Source organism: Actinokineospora sp. UTMC 2448, assembly GCF_024760565.1.
Lineage (GTDB): Bacteria > Actinomycetota > Actinomycetes > Mycobacteriales > Pseudonocardiaceae > Actinokineospora > Actinokineospora fastidiosa.
The window spans coordinates 4,959,631-4,977,500 of record NZ_CP031087.1; the positions used below are offsets into that span (position 1 = coordinate 4,959,631).

The following is a 17,870-nucleotide window of genomic DNA, read 5'->3' on the forward strand; positions in this document are numbered from 1 at the left end:
ACGGTCGATGAGCACGATCACTGAATCGGTGGACGTCCACGTTGACGTGCGAACCGCGTACAACCAGTGGACCCAGTTCGAAACATTCCCTCGGTTCATGGAGGGGGTTGACGAGATCAGGCAGCTCGACGACCGCACCACCCATTGGAAGACGACCATCGGCGGGGTGACCCGCGAGTTCGACGCGGTCATCGCCGAGCAGCGCCCGGACGAGCGGGTCGCGTGGAAGTCCGTCGACGGGCCCACGCACGCGGGCGTGGTCACCTTCCACCGCATCGACGCCGACACCACCCGGGTCACGGCCCAGATGGACATCGACCCCGAGGGGTTCGTCGAGAACGTCGCTGACAAGCTGGGTGTGCTGGACCGCAGGGTGAAGTCCGACCTGAAGCGGTTCAAGCAGTTCATCGAGCAGGACCGCGCGGGCATGGAGACCGGCGCGTGGCGCGGTGAGGTCGATCCGCCGCCGCAGGCGCCCACCACCAACCCGCTGTAACCACGAGCCGCGTAGCCCCCGGTCCCCCCGCCGGGGGCTACGTTTGTGCCCGGCGGGCGCCGGGAACCTCCACGCCATGGCTCACTTCGGATACACGCTGATGACCGAGCAGGCCGGGCCCGCGCAGCTGGTGGCCTACGCCGCCGCTGCCGAGCGCGCCGGGTTCGACTTCGAGGTCTCCAGCGACCACTACTTCCCCTGGCTCGACGCCCAGGGCCACGCCCCGAACGCGTGGAGCGTGCTGGGCGCCGTCACCCAGGTCACCGAGCGGGTCGAGCTGATGACGTACGTGACGTGCCCGATCATCCGCTACCACCCGGCGATCGTGGCCCAGCAGGCGGCGACGACCCAGATCCTGGCCAGCGGCCGCTTCGTGCTCGGCCTGGGCGCGGGCGAGAACCTCAACGAGCACGTGGTCGGCCGCGGCTGGCCCACCGTCGACGTCCGCCACGACATGCTGGCCGAGGCCGTCGACATCATCTCGGCCCTGTTCGACGGCGGCTACGTCACCCGGGGCGGCAACCACTTCCGGGTGGATTCGGCGAAACTGTGGGACCTGCCCGACACCCGCGTGCCCATCGCCGTCGCCGTCTCCGGCAAGCAGTCGGTCAACCGCTTCGCCCCACTGGCCGACCACATGATCGCCGTCGAGCCCAACGAGCAACTCGTCACCGGCTGGGACGCCGCGGCCCGCGGCCGCAGCCGCAAGATCGGCCAACTCCCCATCTGCTGGGACCGCGACCGCGACGCCGCCATCACCAGGGCCCACGACCAGTTCCGCTGGTTCGGCGGCGGCTGGAAGGTCAACGCCGAACTCCCCGGCACAGCGGCCTTCGCCGCGGCCACCCAATTCGTCCGCCCTGAGGACGTCGCCGCGAGCATCCCTTGTGGACCCGACATCGACCCCATCCTCAAGGCAGTCTCCGCCTACACCGAGGCAGGCTTCACCGACATCGCCCTAGTCCAAATAGGCGGCGACCACCAACGCGACTTCTTCGACTTCGCCGAGAAGGAACTCCTCCCCGCCCTCCGCACCCTCTAACCACTTGCCACATTCGGCCTCAGCTATTGCACACCCTTACACCTACTCACCGCACTTGCGACTGACCACACACGCTCCACCCCTGCGGCACGCGCGCCTACCGCACGCCCGCTACTGCGGGCCGCCACTGCACGCGCGCCCACTGCACACCTGCCTGCTTCACACCCAACTACAGCCCATCCGATTCACACCCAGCTACAGCCCATCTGCCTCACCCACTGCGCCCAACTGCTCCATACCCACCTGCTGCACACCCACACCACTGACGCGCAACCACACCTGCTTTCCCCCAACCACACCCTGCTTCACGCACGCGCGCGCAGAGAGCAGACCCCCTCCCACCCGGGGGCGAACCCCCAGGTTCAATCCTATCGCCGGGGCACGACAAAATTTCTCGATGCCGCAACGCCCTGCCGCATCGGCCCACTTAGCCGCCGCGCCGCGATCGGTCGCCCGGCAATCACCCCCGAAATGAGACGACGCGGGAAGGTCTCGATACCCCTGAAGGACCGGCCTCCAGAACACCCGCCGAGCGAAGCCGAACGTCCCTCACCATCGAGTTATCCACAGCCCGGCGGCGAGGGGCGGCGCGCGTTTCCGGCGCGCCTCTAGGATCGGACCCGTGCCTCCCGAGACCCAGATCGACGTCCGCGCCGCCGCCCAGGAAGTCCTGCGGCGGGTGTTCGGCTACGAACAGTTCCGCGGCGACCAGGCCGAGATCGTCACGCATGTGGCGAGCGGCGGCGACGCGCTGGTGCTCATGCCGACCGGCGGCGGGAAGTCGCTGTGCTACCAGATCCCGTCGCTGGTGCGCTCCGGTGTCGGGGTCGTGGTCTCGCCGCTGATCGCGCTCATGCAGGACCAGGTCGACGCGCTGCGCGCGCTCGGGGTGCGGGCCGGATTCCTGAACTCCACCCAGGGTTTCGCCGAGCGCCGGGACACCGAGCAGGCGTTCCTGGCCGGTGAGCTCGACCTGCTGTACCTCGCGCCCGAGCGGCTCAAGGTGGAGTCCACCGTGCGGCTGCTCGACCAGGGCGAGGTCGCGCTGTTCGCCATCGACGAGGCGCACTGCGTGTCGCAGTGGGGGCACGACTTCCGCCCCGACTACCTGCTGCTGTCCGAGTTGCACAAGCGCTGGCCGGACATCCCCCGCATCGCCCTGACGGCGACCGCCACCGAGGCCACCCGCGCGGAGATCGCCACCCGCCTCGACCTGGCCGACGCGCGGCACTTCGTCGCCAGCTTCGACCGGCCCAACATCCAGTACCGCATCGTCCCCAAGAACAACCCGCGCCGCCAACTGCTCGACCTGATCCGCACCGAGCACGACGGCGACGCCGGGATCGTGTACTGCCTGTCGCGCAGTTCGGTCGAGGACACCGCCCAGTTCCTGGTGGACAACGGAATCCCCGCCGTCCCGTATCACGCGGGCCTGGACAACCGCACCCGCGCTGCCAACCAGTCGCGGTTCCTCCGCGAGGACGGCCTGGTCGTCGTCGCCACGATCGCGTTCGGCATGGGCATCGACAAACCGGACGTCCGGTTCGTGGCGCACCTGGACCTGCCGAAGTCCGTGGAGGGCTACTACCAGGAGACCGGCCGCGCGGGCCGCGACGGCCTGCCGTCGACGGCGTGGCTGGCGTACGGCCTGCAGGACGTCGTGCAGCAACGCAAGCTGATCGACGCCTCGGAGGGCGACGAGGCGCACCGGCGCAGGCTGGGCCAGCACCTCAACGCGATGCTCGCCCTCTGCGAGACGGTCGAGTGCAGGCGCGGCCAACTGCTGAACTACTTCGGCCAGAGCGCCCCCGAGTGCGGCAACTGCGACACCTGCCTGACCCCGCCGGAGACCTGGGACGGCACGGTCGCCGCCCAGAAGCTGCTGTCCACCATCGTCCGCCTCGACCGCGAACGCAACCAGCGCTTCGGCGCCGGTCAGATCATCGACATCCTCCTGGGCAAACGGACCGACAAGGTCACCCAACACCGCCACGACCAACTCTCCACCTTCGGCATCGGCACCGAACTGAAGGACACGGAGTGGCGCGCGGTCGTGCGCCAGCTGCTCGCCCAAGGTCTGCTCAAGGTCGAGGGCGACTACGGCACCCTGCACCTGACGGACGCAAGCCCCGCAGTCCTAGCCCGCCAACGCGAGGTAATGCTCCGCCGCGACCCGGAACGCGCAGCCCGCCCCACCCGCACGGCTTCGACGAGCAAGCGCGCGTCCGTCGACATGCCCTCCACCGCCCAACCCACCTTCGACCGCCTCCGCGCCTGGCGAGCGGCATCAGCGAAGGAACAGGGCCTCCCCGCCTACGTGATCTTCCACGACAGCACCCTCCGCGCCATCGCCGCCGCCAACCCCACCACCCTCGCCGAGCTGAGCAAGATCAGCGGCGTAGGCGAAGCCAAACTGGCCCGCTACGGCCAGCAAGTCCTGGACACCCTGACAGGCAACACCCCAGCCACCCCCAACGCCGCCCCCTCCACACCGAACGCCCCCTCCACACCAACCACCCCCGCCCCCGACCACCCCCACCTCACCTCCCACGACGACACCGACATCCCCCTGCCCGAACCCCCCGAGGAGGACTACTGACCCCACAGGACAACTAAATCGGCCCCAAGGCACGACCGAGCCACCGAGCACCAGGAATGCAGGGCGAACACCAGGAATGCAGGGGCCGGGAGCGAGACCGCCGAAGGTGCGTTCGCATATGGGTGGCCGGGCGCGACGGCAACCCCAGCCGCGCACCCTCTAGCGACGCCAGCCCAGCGGATAGCAGTCAGGGTCTCGGCGGACCACGGCAGTCGGGATGGGCCAGCCAGCACGAGGAACCGGCACGCGTCTTAGGCGCACGGCAGTCCAGGCACAGCAGTCGACGCACGCGTCCAGCGAGAGCGTCCGGCGCGCGGCGTCCAGCGAGAGCGTCCGGCGCACGGCGTCCGGCGCACGGCGTCCGGCGTCGGGAGACGGCGGTCGGCGTCAGGAGCCAACGCCGGGGAGCGGTGGATTGGCGGCAACCAGCCAACTCCGGAGAGCGTAGGGCGGTCAGCGCACCAAGCAACCCGGAGGGTGGGGGACGGTCGGCGCGCCAACCAACCCGCCGGAGGGGTGGGGGATCGGCGCACGGCAGTCGGAACGCCTCGACCAGCACGGGGATGCGGGACGGCGGCCAGCGAGCGAACGGTCAGCGAGCGAACAGCCAGTGAGTGGGCGGGCGAAGTCGGAGTGCTGCGCGTCGTTCATCGGCGGTCTGCGCTCCGCGCGCCTGCGGTCAGCGAGTGGGCGGTCAGCGCAGGTCGGTCGGGCGTGGCACTCGGGGCAAGGAGCCTAGGGCGCGGCAGTCGGCTTTCGCTGACGGTCGGGACAGGCGGGGGCGGGGAGCTGGGCACGTCATGGAGGGGCGGTGGCTGGTGCGCTCTGCCGGAGCACTGGGCCGAGACGTGGCGGTCGGGGTGCCTTCCAGCCTGGGGAGTTGTACGCGGCCTGCTAGCCCGCGTCTAAGCGGTCTGGGCGAGCCAGGCTGGGGGGTCGGCGTCGTGGGCTTCGCACCACTCCAGGGAGCCGACGGTCCACAGGAGGGCTAGGACGAGGACGCTCAGGGGGTCGCCGCCTTCGTTGCGGACGGACAGTTCCAGCTGGACGTCCACGTCCTCCGGGCGGCCGTTCAGGTCCGCAAGGACGGCTCGGACCAGGGCCCGGACGGGTGGGGTGAGGTCGTCCACCGAGACCTCGTTGCCCTCGGCGTCGCGGAGGTCCAGTAGGTAGAGGTGGTCTGGGTTGTCGCCGCCTCGGTGGAGGAGCATCGCCGCGGTCGCGTCCACCAGTTCGCGGATGACGGCGCGGAGGCGGGTGCGTTCGTCGGGGCCGCCGAGCAGGTCGAGCGGGGCGTCGACGCCGGGGGCGGCTCCGCCCCGCGTCACCGTCACCAGCCTGCGCGCGATGCCGCGTGGGTGCTCGGTCATGACAGTCGCTCCTCGTCGTCCGCCGGTTTGGTTCAGGTACCCCGCGGACTGTGCGCGCATGCACCCCATCTGCCCTGCGCGTGTCACGACGTGACACGATTCGCGAGGGCTCGCTACTCAGCGTTGCACATTCCGGATCATCATCCATAGGGTGCGGTGCATCACAGTGCACTCCATCCGGGTCAATCCCGGCGTCCGGAAAGGCGCACATGTCGATCCCCGCCAACCGCAGACGGTTCCTCGCCTACCTGGTCGCCGCGCCGACGCTCACGGTGGCGGCCAAGATCGGCACAGCCGAACCCGCGCTCGCCGCTGTCCCCACCCCGCCCGCCCCCGCCGACCTGCTCGACCTCGGCGACATCCTGATCCTCGCGGGCTCCCCCACCGCGAACCTGCTCACCCTGACCGTCGACGAGGACGGCGGCGCGACGCTGCACCTGCCGCGCGCGGAGGTCGGCCAGGGCATCACCACCGCGACCGCCATGCTCGTCGCCGACGAACTCGACCTGCCGCTGGCGCTGGTCAGGGTCGTGCTCGACGACGCCCGCCCCGAGCTGCTGTTCAACCAGCTCACCGGCGGCTCCAACACCATCCGCTCGGTCTACCGCCCGGTGCGGACCGCCGCTGCCGCCGCCCGCGCCCGCCTGGTGGCCGCCGCAGCGGCCCGGTGGGGCGTCCCGGCCACGACGCTGCGCACCGAGGACGGCGCCGTGCTCGGCCAGGACCACCGCGCGACCTACGCCGAGCTGACCCGCGACGCCGCGCGCACCGACCTCGGCCCCACGACCGTCACGCCCAAGTCCGAGCACCGCATCGTCGGCACCCCCACCAGCCGGGTCGACGCGCGGGCGATGGTCACCGGCCGCCAGCGCTACACCCTCGACCTCGACCTGCCCGGCCACCCGACCATGGTCCGCAGGCCGCCGACGATCAACGGCACCGTCCGGCGCGTGCACAACGCCGCGGCGGTCAAGGCCATGCCCGGCGTCGTCGACGTCGTCGTGGTCGAGACCGGCGTCGCCGTCCTCGCCGAGACGTTCGGGCAGGCCCAGCAGGGCAAGGACGCCCTGGAGGTCTCCTGGAACCCCGGCACGGTCGACGACGAGGACGACGACACGATCCGCCGCAAGCTGCGCGCCGCCGCCCTGCCGTTCGTGGTCCCGCCCCTGCTGACGCAGTACCAGGACGCCGAGTTCGACTTCGCCTTCGTCAGCCACGCGCCGCTGGAGTCCAACACCGCCATCGCCGACGTGCGGGCCGACCGGGCGGAGATCTGGGCCGGGCTGAAGTCGCCGATCGTCGCCCAGCAGACCATCGCCGGCGAGCTGGGCCTGCCGCAGCACCGGGTGAAGGTGCACGTGGTGCAGGGCGGCGGCTCCTTCGGCCGCAGGCTGTTCTTCGACGCCGCGCTGGAGGCCGCGCGGATCTCCAAGGCCGCGGGCAGGCCGGTCAAGCTGCTGTGGAGCCGTATCGACGACATGCGGCACGGCCGCACCCGCGCGGCCAGCCACCACAAGCTGCGCGCCACGTTCGCCCTGGGCAACGTGCTGACCTTCGAGCACCGCGTGGCCAGTGTGGAGACCGACTTCGGGCACGGCCTCGGCGAGATCCTGACCGCCACCGCGGCCGAGCTGCCCGTGGGCGGCAACCTCAGCTTCGCCCAGACGGTCTTCCTGACCACGATCAAGTCCCCGTACCACTTCGGCGTCACCACGCAGCTGCTCAACGAGGTCCCGCTGCGCATGCACACCGGCTCGTGGCGGTCGGTGTACTCGGCGAACACCCGCGGCGCGGAGGAGATCTTCGTCGACGAGCTGGCCCGCCGCCTGCGCAGGGACCCGGTCGCGTTCCGCCGCGCGTTCCTCAAGACCGACCGCCAGCGCGCGGTGCTGGACAAGGTGGCGGTGGAGGGCCAGTGGGGCAAGGCGCTGCCTGCCGGGTTCGCCCAGGGCGTCGGGTTCCACGAGGAGTACAAGTCGTGCACTGCGTGCCTGGTGGAGATCGACGCGCGCGACCGCGCCCACCCGAGGGTGACCAGGGCGGTGATCGCCGCCGACTACGGCCTGCCGGTGAACCCGCGCGGCCTGGAGGCCCAGCTGCTCGGCGGCCTCACCGACGCGATCTCCACGACGCTGACCGCGGGCCTGCACATCGACCGGGGCCTGCCGCTGGAGGGCAGCTACTCCCAGTTCCACTACGCCCGCCAGGCCGATTCCCCCACCGACGTGCGGATCTTCATCATGCCGCCGTCCGGGGAGCCCGGCGGGGCCGGGGAACTCGGCGTGCCCGCGGCCGTGGGCGCGATCGCCAACGCCTACGCCCGCGCGACCGGGGTCAAGCCGCGGTCGTTCCCCATCAACTTCCCCGTCGACTTCGAGCCGTTCCCGCGTTAAGGAGCCATCCGTGCCGACCTACTCCTTCACCGTCAACGGGGAGACCGTCACCGTGGACGCTCCCGCCGACCTCCCCGCGCTGTGGGCGCTGCGGGACAAACTGGGCATCACCGGACCGAAGTACGGCTGCGGCATCGACGTCTGCAAGGCGTGCACCAGCCACATCGACGGCGAGGCGTTCAACCCCTGCGTCACCCCGGTGGCCGACATCGCGGGCCGGGAGGTGACCACGATCGAGGGCCTCGCCGACGGCGACGTGCTCCACCCGGTGCAGCAGGCCTGGCTGGAGCAGGACGTCGCCCAGTGCGGCTACTGCCAGCCGGGCCAGATCATGGCCGCGGTGGCGCTGCTGCGGCGCACCCCGGACCCGACCGACGCCGAGATCGACGCGATCGAGAACGTGTGCCGCTGCGGGACGTACTTCCGCGTCCGGCAGGCGATCAAGCGCGCCGCCGAGTTGATGAGAAGCTGACGTCCGGCTGCCCGACCCCCGGTCCGGATGACAGGATCGGGGGGTGGGCACCCTTCTGGCCGTCAGCGACCTGCACATCACCTACGACGAGAACCGCGAGATCACCCGCGGTCTGCGCCCGGGGTCGGCCGAGGACTGGCTGATCGTCGCAGGCGACATCGCCGAGAAGACCTCGGACGTGCGCTGGGCCCTCGAACTGCTCGCGGGCCGCTTCGCGCGGGTCGTGTGGACGCCGGGCAACCACGAGTTGTGGACGACGCCCAACGACCCCGACCAGACCCGCGGCGTCGAGCGGTACGAGCGGCTGGTGGCGATCTGCCGGGAGCTGGGCGTGCTGACCCCGGAGGACCCGTACGCGGTCTGGGAGGGCGAGGACGGCCCGGTGCGGCTGGCCCCGCTGTTCGTCGGCTACGACTACACCTTCCGCGCCCCCGGCGCGTCGACGAAGGAGGAGTCGCTGTCGATCGCGCACGCCGCGGGGATCGTCTGCACCGACGAGTACTACCTGTTCCCCGACCCGTACGAGACCCGCGACGACTGGTGCCGGGCCAGGGCGGCGGAGACCGAGGCCCGCCTGGCTGGCTGCGACCCCGACGTGCCGCTGGTGCTGATCAACCACTACCCGACGGTCCGCGAGCCCACCGACATCCTGCGGTACCCGGAGTTCGCCCAGTGGTGCGGCACGACGCTGACGGCCGACTGGCACACCCGCTTCCGCACCGCCGCGATGATCTACGGGCACCTGCACGTCCCGCGCGTTACCCACCACGACGGGGTCCGCTTCCAGGAGGTCAGCCTCGGCTACCCCAGGGAGTGGAAGCGCCACGGGAACCCGCACGGCATCCTGCGCAAGGTCTTCCCGAGCCCGGCGCGCGTCTGACCCCGGCGGCACTCCGCCCCGGCACAATCCGGGACCGGCGCCGCGCGGGCGGGTGACGCCTCTCCGGACGACCGCCCTCGGCGCGACCTGCCCGGATGCGCCGCACCGCCATCCGACTATGACCGTCTGTGACCGTTATCACCGTGAGGTTATGGGTTACTGGGATGAGTCGCGGGGGGCTTCACCGCCGATCCTTTAGATGAACGAGAGTCGGCGCCCGGCGGCCGCAATGGGGCGACATGCCGGACGGCGACGGTGGAGGGTGGCTCGCCATGACGGCGGCGAACATCGCGGCGTTGCACGCCGTGGACGGAGACGGAAGACCGGAGTCGGTCGCGTTCGAGGTGTCGGAGTACCGCTCGGTGCTGCACTGGCCCGTGGACGGCGACTCGCTCGGCGCGTACCTGGAGGTCGGCCCCGAGGTGGGCGCCCTGCGCATGCGCGCGGGACTGGGCGCGGAGGTGCAGTGGTGGCTGCGGCTGCGCATGCTGGCGGGCCCCGTCCTCGCGGTGCCCGGCAAGCGCACGGAGTGGACGTTCCTCACCCAGCCCGCGACCGATGACCAGCGGCGGCGCCCCTTGCCGCCGGGTGTGGAGCCGGTGACCGCCAGGGTCCTGCTGCCCACACCGGACACCGACCGGTCGGTGACGCACTGGGCCACCGCGCCCGACCTGGCGCACCCGTCGCTGCCGTTGTTCAGCTCCGTGGTCGGAGCGGTGCGCAGCGTGCTCTACGGGCACCGGTTCTAGGACCTCCCCCGGGCCGCCCCGCCACCCCGGTGGCGGGCGCGGCGGCCGACCGGGCACGATCGTGGGCACCATGACGCTCACCGCCCGCCTCCCCGGCTCCCCCGACCCCGACGCGCTGTTCGACGCCTTCGCGGGGTGGGCGGACGACCAGGGCCTGTCGCTGTACCCGGCGCAGGAAGAAGCGCTGATGGAGCTGGTCTCCGGCGCCAACGTCATCCTGAACACCCCCACCGGGTCCGGGAAGTCGCTCGTGGCGACGGGCGCGCACTTCGTGGCGCTCGCGCACAAGCAGCGCACCTTCTACACCGCGCCGATCAAGGCGCTGGTCTCGGAGAAGTTCTTCGCCCTCTGCGACATCTTCGGCGCGTCCGAGGTGGGCATGATGACCGGCGACTCCAGCGTCAACCCGGGCGCGCCGATCATCTGCTGCACGGCGGAGATCCTGGCCAACATCGCCCTGCGCGACGGCGCGGACGCCGACGTCGGCCAGGTCGTCATGGACGAGTTCCACTTCTACAGCGAGCCCGACCGGGGCTGGGCCTGGCAGGTGCCGCTGATCGAGCTGCCCAAGGCCCAGTTCCTGCTGATGTCGGCCACCCTCGGCGACGTCACCCGGTTCAAGGACGACCTGACCCGGCGCACCGGCCGCGACACCGCCGTGGTGGCCAGCGCCGAGCGGCCGGTCCCGCTGTTCTTCTCCTTCGGCATGACGCCCCTGCACGAGGCGCTGGAGGAGCTGCTCAGCACCAACCAGACCCCGGTCTACGTCGTGCACTTCACCCAGGCGGCGGCGCTCGAACGCGCGCAGTCGCTGATGAGCATCAACGTCTGCACCCGCCAGGAGAAGGACGAGATCGCCAAGCTGATCGGCGACTTCCGCTTCTCCCCCGGCTTCGGCAAGACGCTGAGCAGGCTCGTGCGCCACGGCATCGGCGTGCACCACGCGGGCATGCTGCCCAAGTACCGCAGGCTGGTGGAGCGGCTGGCCCAGGCCGGGCTGATGAAGATCGTCTGCGGCACGGACACGCTCGGCGTCGGGATCAACGTGCCGATCCGGACGGTGGTGTTCACCGCGCTGTCCAAGTACGACGGCGTCAGGACGCGGCTGCTCAAGGCGCGCGAGTTCCACCAGATCGCCGGACGGGCGGGCCGGGCCGGGTACGACACCGTCGGGACCGTGCTGGTGCAGGCGCCCGAGCACGTCATCGAGAACGAGAAGGCGCTGGCCAAGCTCGGCGACGACGTCAAGAAGAAGCGCAAGTTCGTCCGCAAGAAGCCGCCGGAGGGCATGGTCTCCTGGGGCAAGCCGACCTTCGAGCGGCTGGTCGAGGCCGAGCCCGAGCCGCTGACCTCCAGCTTCCAGGTCAGCCACGCGATGCTGCTCAACGTCATCGGCCGCCCGGGCGACGCGTTCGCCGCCATGCGCAAGCTGCTCACCGACAACCACGAGGACCGGCCCGCCCAGCGCCGCCACATCCGCAGGGCGATCGCCATCTACCGGGCGCTGCTGGCCGCTGGCGTGGTCCGCAAGCTGGACGAGCCGGACGAGCAGGGCCGCACGATCGCCCTCGCCGAGGACTTCCAGGTCGACTTCGCGCTCAACCAGCCGCTGTCGCCGTTCGCGCTGGCCGCGATCGAGCTGCTGGACCGCGAGTCGCCGTCCTACGCCCTGGACGTGGTCTCGGTCGTGGAGTCCATCCTGGACGATCCGCGCCAGGTGCTGTCGGCCCAGCAGCACAAGGCCAGGGGCGAGGCCGTCGCGGCGATGAAGGCCGAGGGCATGGACTACGACGAGCGCATGGCGCTGCTCGACGAGGTCACCTACCCCAAGCCGATGGCCGAGCTGCTGGACGCTGCCTTCACCACCTACCGGCGCGGGCACCCGTGGGTCGGCGACCACCGGCTGTCGCCGAAGTCGGTCGTGCGCGACATGTACGAGCGCGCGATGACCTTCGCCGAGCTGGTCTCCTTCTACGGCCTGGCCCGCTCGGAGGGCCTGGTCCTGCGCTACCTGGCCGACGCGTACAAGGCGCTGCGGCAGACGGTGCCGGACGAGGCCAAGACCGAGGAGCTGACCGACCTGGTCGAGTGGCTGGGCGAGCTGGTCCGCCAGGTCGACTCCAGCCTGCTGGACGAGTGGGAGAAGCTGACCAACCCCGCCGACGACGCCGAGGCCCCCGTCGACGAGGCCCCGCCCGCGGTCACCACGAACCCGCGCGCGTTCCGCGTGCTGGTGCGCAACGCGCTGTTCCACCGCGTGCAGCTGGCCGCCCGCCGCGACTGGCACGCGCTGGGCGAGCTCGACGGCGACAGCGGCTGGGACGCCGAGGCGTGGGCGGACGCGCTGGAGCCGTACTTCGACGTGCACGCCCAGATCGGCACCGGCCCGGACGCGCGCGGGCCCGCTCTGCTGATCCTGGAGCAGGGCGAGGACGTCTGGCACGCCCGGCAGATCTTCGACGACCCCAACGGCGACGGCGACTGGGGCTTCACAGCGGACGTGGATTTGCGCGCTTCGGATGAATCCGGGACCGCCGTTCTGGCGGTGCGGACAGTGGGCGAGTTCTGACGTTGATCGGTCCCGGTCGCCGTGGGATGTTCGGGTCCCACCGACCAGGAGCGGGTGATGCCCCGTGGCGGCCCTCCGCCCTCTGCTGACGGCCGCGGTCGCGGTGATCCTCGGGGCCGCCGTGATCGCGGTCGTGGACGGGCCGTCGCCGTCGGGGGCGGCCGAGTGCGCGATCCCGGCGTACGCCGAGGGGACCCCGGCCGCGCCGTCTGCCGCCCCCGACGGCGGTGGGCTGCGGGTGGTGGAGCAGGGCTTCACGCAGAGCGCGGACGTGGTCAGCGTCGGCGCGGTCGTGGAGAACACGAGCGGTCACGCGGCGTACCGGACGCGGGTGCTGGTGCGGCTGTTCGACGCCAAGCGGATGTGGCTGCCCGAGGAGCGCGCGGGCGAGGTCCGGCGGGTGGTGGAGATCCCGGTGGTGCTGCCGGGGCAGCGCGTGGGTGTCGGCACCGACGCCCACCCCGCGCCGCTGTACGGCGGCGGAGCGGCGGTCGTGGCGTCGTTCGAGGTGGAGCTGACCACCACGACCTGGCTGGACGGGAACGCGCTCGGTCCCTTCCGGACCGTCACGGCGACCGGGGTCGCCACCGAGCACCCGAACCCGGCGGCGCCGGGCGTGGTCAGCCTGCGCTACCGGGAGGACTCGCCGAACTGCCGGGCGCTGACCAGCCGGGGCGCCGCCGCGGTGTACCGGGACGCCACGGGCGCGATCGTGGGCGGGGCGATCGAGCCCCCGGGCGCGCTGATCGTCTTCCGCGACGACGACGGCGCCGTGGTCGGCGGTGAGCCGGGACCGCCCGCGAGCCCGTCGTGCGCGCCCGGCGACCGGGAGATGTGGATCATCCCGCTGCACCCGGCGCCGCCGTCGGCCGACCACACGCGCACCGAGGTCCACCCCTACTGCGACCTCTCCCGCCCCGCGCACGCGACCGGAGCCCGCGAACCCCGCAACTGACCGCCTACGGTTGACCTCGGCGGAAAGGGGACGGCGTGGGCAAGGGCGACGGCGACCGGGTGGTGCGGTGCGAGCGGGGCCACCTGCACTGGGGCCGCTTCGGCGCGGCCGGGCTGCTGCCGGTCTCGGACGGGCACGTGCTGCTGCAGCACCGGGCCGTGTGGACGATGGGCGGCGGCACCTGGGGCACCTTCGGCGGCGCCCGGGACAGCCACGAGGACGCGGTCACCGCGGCCCTGCGGGAGACCGCGGAGGAGTCGACGCTGGACCCCGGGCTGGTCAGCCCGCTGGGCATCCTCCGGGAGGACCACGGCGGCTGGGCGTACGACACCGTGATCGCCACCGTCGAGCGGATGCCGCCCGTGGGGCCCGCGTCCGGGGAGACGGAGGACGCGGCGTGGGTGCCGGTCGGCGAGGTGCACCTGCGGCCGCTGTTCGGGCCGTTCGCCAAGGCGTGGCCGAGGGTGCGGGAGCACCTGCGCAGGCCGGTGCTGGTGGTGGACTGCGCCAACGTCATGGGCTCGCGCCCGGACGGCTGGTGGCGCGACCGGCGCGGCGCGGCGACCCGGCTGCGCGACGCGCTGGCCGGATTGGGCGACGTGCCCGGCCTCGGCGGGTTCGACGTGGCGTTCCCTGAGGTCGTCCTGGTGGTCGAGGGCCAGGCCCGCGGGGTCGAGTCGGTCGCCGGGGTGCGCGTCGTCTCCGCCGAGGGCAGCGGCGACGACACCATCGCCGAGCTGGCCCGGGGCGGGGCGCGCACAGTCGTCACGGCGGACCGGGGGCTGCGGGCGCGCTGCCAGGAGGCGGGCGCGGAGGTGGTCGGCCCGCGCTGGCTGCTGGACCGCGTGGCCTACTGACGGCGCGCGGGGCTACCCTGGCCGTGTGCGACGTTCCGGATGGGTGCGGCACGCACGGGATCTCGACCTTCATGATCATGTGTGCTGGTGGTATTCCGATGCTGCGGAGTTCCGGCTCCGCGCGCGGGAGTTCCTGGTCGACGGCCTGGCCGCCGGGCAGCGGGTCCGCTATGTCGGCTCCGCCCCCGAGGCGGTCCTGACCAGGGAGCTCGACGGGGTGACGGAGTTGGCCGAGGCGTTGCGGGACGGGACCGCGCAGGTCCGATCCCTGGCCGAGGCGTACCCGGGCGGCTCCGTCGTCGATCCGGACGAGCAGGTGGCGGTATACGCGCGAGCGACCGAGGAGGCCGTTGCGGACGGGTTCACCGGGTTCCGGGTCGCCGCGGACGCGACCGCGCTGGTGCGCGCCCCCGACCAGCTGGCCGCCTTCCTGCGCTACGAGCACCTGATCGACCGGTACATGTCCGAGAACCCGATGTCGGCGATGTGCGGATACGACCGCTCCGAGCTGGGCGACCCCGCGGTGGCGCAGCTGGCGTGCCTGCACCCGCAGACGAACGTGCGGCTCGCCGGTTTCCGGCTGCACGCCGCCTCGGACCGCACGGTCGCGCTCGCCGGGGAGCTGGACATGACGAACCGGTCGCTGCTCGACTCGGCGCTCGACCGGGTCGACCTGGCCGCCGACGGCGGGGAGATGGTGGTGGACGCGCCGGAGCTGGCCTTCATCGATCACGCCTGCCTGCTGCGGCTGGCGGGCTACGCCGAGCGCCGGGGCGTGACGCTGGTGCTGCGCACCGACTGGCCCGGCGCGAGCCGCATGGCGCAGGTGCTCGGACTGTCGAGGGTGCGCGTGGAGCAAGCGGCATGACGATCGACACGACACTCGACGGTTTCGTCCACCCGGCGCTGTTCTACCGGTCCGACGACGAGTACCTGGCCGCGCTGGTGCCGTTCGTCAGCGACGGCGTCGCGGCGGGGCAGCCGGTCGCCGTGGCGGTGCCCGGTCCCCGGCTGTCGGTGCTGCGCGCGGCGCTGTCCGGGGTCGCCGACGGGGTGACGATGATCGACATGGCCGAGGCGGGCCGCAATCCCGGCCGGATCATCGCCGGGGTCCTGCGCCGCTTCGCCGACGAGCACCCCGGCACCCACGTGCGCATCATCGGCGAGCCGATCTGGCCGGGGCGCACCGCCGACGAGTACCCGGCGTGCGCCCAGCACGAGGCGCTGATCAACGCGGCGTTCACCGGCCGCGATCTGACGATCGTGTGCCCGTATGACGTGGCCGGTCTCGATCCGCACGTGGTGGCCGACGCGCGGGCCACCCATCCGCTGGTGTGGGAGGCGGACAGCCGCTATCCCAGCGACGACTACGCCCCCGAGCGCGTCATCGCCCACTACAACCAGCCGCTCGACGGGCGGGCGGACGCGGTCGCCATGACGGTCACCGAGGTCAACCAGATCACCGCGGCCCGCCGGTTCACCACCGCCCACGCCCGCGCGCTCGGCCTGGCCGAGGAGCGGGTGGCCGACCTGGAGCTGATCGCGACCGAGCTGGTCACCAACAGCCTCATCCACGCCACCGGCTCCTGCGTCCTCCGCCTCTGGCGCCACGGCGACCACCTGGTGTGCGAGGTCCGCGACGCGGGCCACCTGTCCGACCCCCTGGCAGGCCGCCGCCCCGCCCCCGGCGACCAGCCCTTCGGCCGAGGCCTCCTCCTGGTCAACGAACTCGCCGACCTGGTCCGCGCCCACACCACCCCCACCGGCACCACCCTGCGCGCCCTGCTCCGCCTGGCCCGCTAACCGGTCGAGGTACCGGACCACGCCCGCTCCGGCTGGCTCACTGACCGGGCAGGCGGGAGAAGGCCATGAAGCGCGCCGCTCTGGCTCGTTTCGATGACCAGCGGGAGAGGTCGCCGCTTTACCGGCCGGGGCGCGTCACCAACGAGCCCGCACGGCCTGCTTTCGCTCAGGAAGATCCACCGACCGATTCAGCGACTCTTGCCGGGCGAGCCCACACGCCCCACTCCGGCCAAGCCGGTGGGCGCCGCCCGGGCCGGGGCTGCCTCCCCTGCCGCGCCCCTATCCGGCGCTGATCCCGCCTGCGGGGTCGGCGGATCGCACCCGAAACACCACCACCGCGCACACCGCACCACGTGCCACACCGAAACCGTGCTGAGCAACCCCAAGCCAGGCCCGAACCACCACCAGCACCCCGGGGCAGAGCCGCGTGCCCCACCCGAATCGGGCACTGCTCCAGCCTGCGGCCCCCCGCCTGGAAACACCACACCCGCGGCGGTGCGGGTCAGCCTGTCGGGCGGTGGGCGGCGTCGGGGAACATCAGGAGGGCGCGGAGGGCGGTGCCGAGTTCGGTGACGTCGGCCGGGTCCGTCAGGGAGCGGCCCAGTTCGTCGGTGACGCGGCGGAGGCGGTGGCGGACGGTGTTCGGGTGGCAGTACAGGCGTTGGGCGGTCAGCCGGGTCGAGCCGCCGCAGGTGTACCAGGTGTGCAGGGTCGACAGCAGGACATCGCGGTCGTCGAGGGCCAGTACGGGGCCCAGGACCTGTCGGGCCAGTTGGGCTGAGGTCTCCGGCGCGCCCGCCACCAGGCCGGACAGGGGTGACTGGTCGAACTGGGCGACCTCCGCCGACCCCCTGGGTAGCGACGCCAGGGCCACCCTGGCGAAGTGCAGGGCCTGCGCGGTGTTCCCCAGGCCCGCGTACACCGGGCTCACCCCCACCCGCGCGGTCAGGTCGGCGCGCAGGACGTCCAGGACCGGGGTCAGGACGCCGTGCAGGGAGACCACGCCCACCTGCAGGTCGGGGGTCAGCCGCCAGGCCGAGGCCAGGTGCGCGTCGCGCAGCCGCGCCTCCACCCTGGGCAGCGGCTCCTGGCCGAGCCCGGTCACCTCGGCGGCGACGACGGCGAACGTCCCGTCCAGCGGCAGGTCGAGCAGCCGGGCGATGTCCCAGAGCGAGGCGTCGGTCCCGCCCGCGAACAGCGCCTCCACCAGCGCGGACCGCTGTTTGTGGCGGATCAGCGCCAGTTCGGCGTTGGCCTCGCGGTACTCGCTGGTCACCGCCTCGCTGAAGGCGTCGAACAGCCGCCAGGTGGTGCTCGCCGCGCCGACGACGGCGCGCAGGGCCTCCGGATCGTCGCCTGCGAGTTCGACCAGCCGGTCCCAGATCAGCGTGAAGCCGATGCGGAACGCCCGCAGCACCTCCGGCAGCGGCGCGCCCTGGGCGGCCCGCTCGCGCGCGGTCACCCGGGCGGGGGTCAGGTCGGTCGCCCCGCGCAGGCCGGTCAGGGCCGCGCGCAGGTTGGCCGCCACCGAGGCGTGCAGCCGCTCGACCGGGACCACCGCGCCGTACACGGCCATCTCGGCCTCGATCCGGGCGCAGGTGACCGCGGTGAGCGCGTCGACCTCCCGGTCCACCCGGTCGATCAGCTCGGCCACGCGGTCGACGCTGGACACCGGCGCCTCCTCA

The 17,870-nt window shown here is 72.2% G+C and carries 14 protein-coding genes; 12 read left to right on the forward strand and 2 right to left on the reverse strand.

What is annotated here, in order from left to right:
• Positions 1–7: 7 nt before the first annotated feature.
• The 3 genes from Actkin_RS22480 to recQ all read left to right on the forward strand — a co-directional run bounded on the left by Actkin_RS22480 (position 8) and on the right by recQ (position 4,137).
• On the forward strand, positions 8–496 hold the full coding sequence (locus Actkin_RS22480; RefSeq protein WP_189211385.1) for an SRPBCC family protein: 489 nt from the start codon (positions 8–10) through the stop codon (positions 494–496).
• Positions 497–572: 76 nt separating this feature from the next.
• Positions 573–1,538, forward strand: a complete 966-nt coding sequence (locus Actkin_RS22485; RefSeq protein WP_258904168.1) for a TIGR03557 family F420-dependent LLM class oxidoreductase — start codon at positions 573–575, stop codon at positions 1,536–1,538.
• A gap of 622 nt (positions 1,539–2,160) precedes the next feature.
• Complete coding sequence (gene recQ, locus Actkin_RS22490; protein ID WP_258904169.1) at positions 2,161–4,137, forward strand: DNA helicase RecQ; 1,977 nt, start codon at positions 2,161–2,163, stop codon at positions 4,135–4,137.
• Positions 4,138–5,042: 905 nt separating this feature from the next.
• Here the strand turns inward: recQ and Actkin_RS22495 are convergent.
• Positions 5,043–5,507: a hypothetical protein gene (locus Actkin_RS22495; protein ID WP_189211387.1), complete on the reverse strand. Its 465-nt coding sequence runs from the start codon at positions 5,505–5,507 to the stop codon at positions 5,043–5,045.
• Positions 5,508–5,716: 209 nt separating this feature from the next.
• Here Actkin_RS22495 and Actkin_RS22500 point away from each other — a divergent pair, with 209 nt between their 5' ends.
• From Actkin_RS22500 to Actkin_RS22540, 9 genes are all read left to right on the forward strand, one after another.
• The gene (locus tag Actkin_RS22500; RefSeq protein WP_258904170.1) at positions 5,717–7,900 is read left to right on the forward strand and encodes a xanthine dehydrogenase family protein molybdopterin-binding subunit; all 2,184 of its coding nucleotides are present in this window, start codon (positions 5,717–5,719) and stop codon (positions 7,898–7,900) included.
• Positions 7,901–7,910: 10 nt separating this feature from the next.
• Positions 7,911–8,372 (forward strand): (2Fe-2S)-binding protein, encoded by a 462-nt coding sequence (locus tag Actkin_RS22505; RefSeq protein ID WP_258904171.1) that lies wholly within the window; start codon positions 7,911–7,913, stop codon positions 8,370–8,372.
• Between the two features lie 43 nt (positions 8,373–8,415).
• Positions 8,416–9,252, forward strand: coding sequence for a metallophosphoesterase family protein (locus tag Actkin_RS22510; RefSeq protein WP_189211390.1), 837 nt, complete (start codon positions 8,416–8,418; stop codon positions 9,250–9,252).
• Between the two features lie 272 nt (positions 9,253–9,524).
• On the forward strand, positions 9,525–10,001 hold the full coding sequence (locus tag Actkin_RS22515) for a hypothetical protein (RefSeq protein ID WP_189211391.1): 477 nt from the start codon (positions 9,525–9,527) through the stop codon (positions 9,999–10,001).
• A 70-nt stretch (positions 10,002–10,071) separates the two neighbouring features.
• A complete protein-coding gene (locus Actkin_RS22520; RefSeq protein ID WP_189211392.1) occupies positions 10,072–12,570 on the forward strand; it encodes a DEAD/DEAH box helicase in 2,499 nt (832 codons plus the stop codon).
• A gap of 64 nt (positions 12,571–12,634) precedes the next feature.
• The gene (locus Actkin_RS22525; RefSeq protein WP_258904172.1) at positions 12,635–13,525 is read left to right on the forward strand and encodes a hypothetical protein; all 891 of its coding nucleotides are present in this window, start codon (positions 12,635–12,637) and stop codon (positions 13,523–13,525) included.
• 35 nt (positions 13,526–13,560) lie between these two features.
• Positions 13,561–14,382 carry an NUDIX domain-containing protein gene (locus tag Actkin_RS22530; RefSeq protein WP_258904173.1) on the forward strand — a complete coding sequence of 274 codons (822 nt, stop codon included), beginning with the start codon at positions 13,561–13,563 and terminating at the stop codon, positions 14,380–14,382.
• 79 nt (positions 14,383–14,461) lie between these two features.
• Positions 14,462–15,250 (forward strand): MEDS domain-containing protein, encoded by a 789-nt coding sequence (locus Actkin_RS22535; protein ID WP_258904174.1) that lies wholly within the window; start codon positions 14,462–14,464, stop codon positions 15,248–15,250.
• A complete protein-coding gene (locus Actkin_RS22540) occupies positions 15,247–16,185 on the forward strand; it encodes an anti-sigma factor RsbA family regulatory protein (RefSeq protein ID WP_258904175.1) in 939 nt (312 codons plus the stop codon). Before Actkin_RS22535 ends, Actkin_RS22540 begins: the two co-directional genes overlap by 4 nt.
• A 502-nt stretch (positions 16,186–16,687) precedes the next feature.
• Here Actkin_RS22540 and Actkin_RS22545 read toward each other — a convergent pair.
• Positions 16,688–17,857: a PucR family transcriptional regulator gene (locus tag Actkin_RS22545; protein WP_258904176.1), complete on the reverse strand. Its 1,170-nt coding sequence runs from the start codon at positions 17,855–17,857 to the stop codon at positions 16,688–16,690.
• Positions 17,858–17,870: the final 13 nt, after the last annotated feature.

Coding starts and splice junctions, on each gene's coding strand:
- Actkin_RS22540 (WP_258904175.1), top strand. CDS start 15,247: ATGACGATCGACACGACACTCGACGGTTTCGTCCACCCGGCGCTGTTC.
- Actkin_RS22520 (WP_189211392.1), top strand. CDS start 10,072: ATGACGCTCACCGCCCGCCTCCCCGGCTCCCCCGACCCCGACGCGCTG.
- Actkin_RS22480 (WP_189211385.1), top strand. CDS start 8: ATGAGCACGATCACTGAATCGGTGGACGTCCACGTTGACGTGCGAACC.
- Actkin_RS22485 (WP_258904168.1), top strand. CDS start 573: ATGGCTCACTTCGGATACACGCTGATGACCGAGCAGGCCGGGCCCGCG.
- Actkin_RS22515 (WP_189211391.1), top strand. CDS start 9,525: ATGACGGCGGCGAACATCGCGGCGTTGCACGCCGTGGACGGAGACGGA.
- Actkin_RS22495 (WP_189211387.1), bottom strand. CDS start 5,507: ATGACCGAGCACCCACGCGGCATCGCGCGCAGGCTGGTGACGGTGACG.
- Actkin_RS22500 (WP_258904170.1), top strand. CDS start 5,717: ATGTCGATCCCCGCCAACCGCAGACGGTTCCTCGCCTACCTGGTCGCC.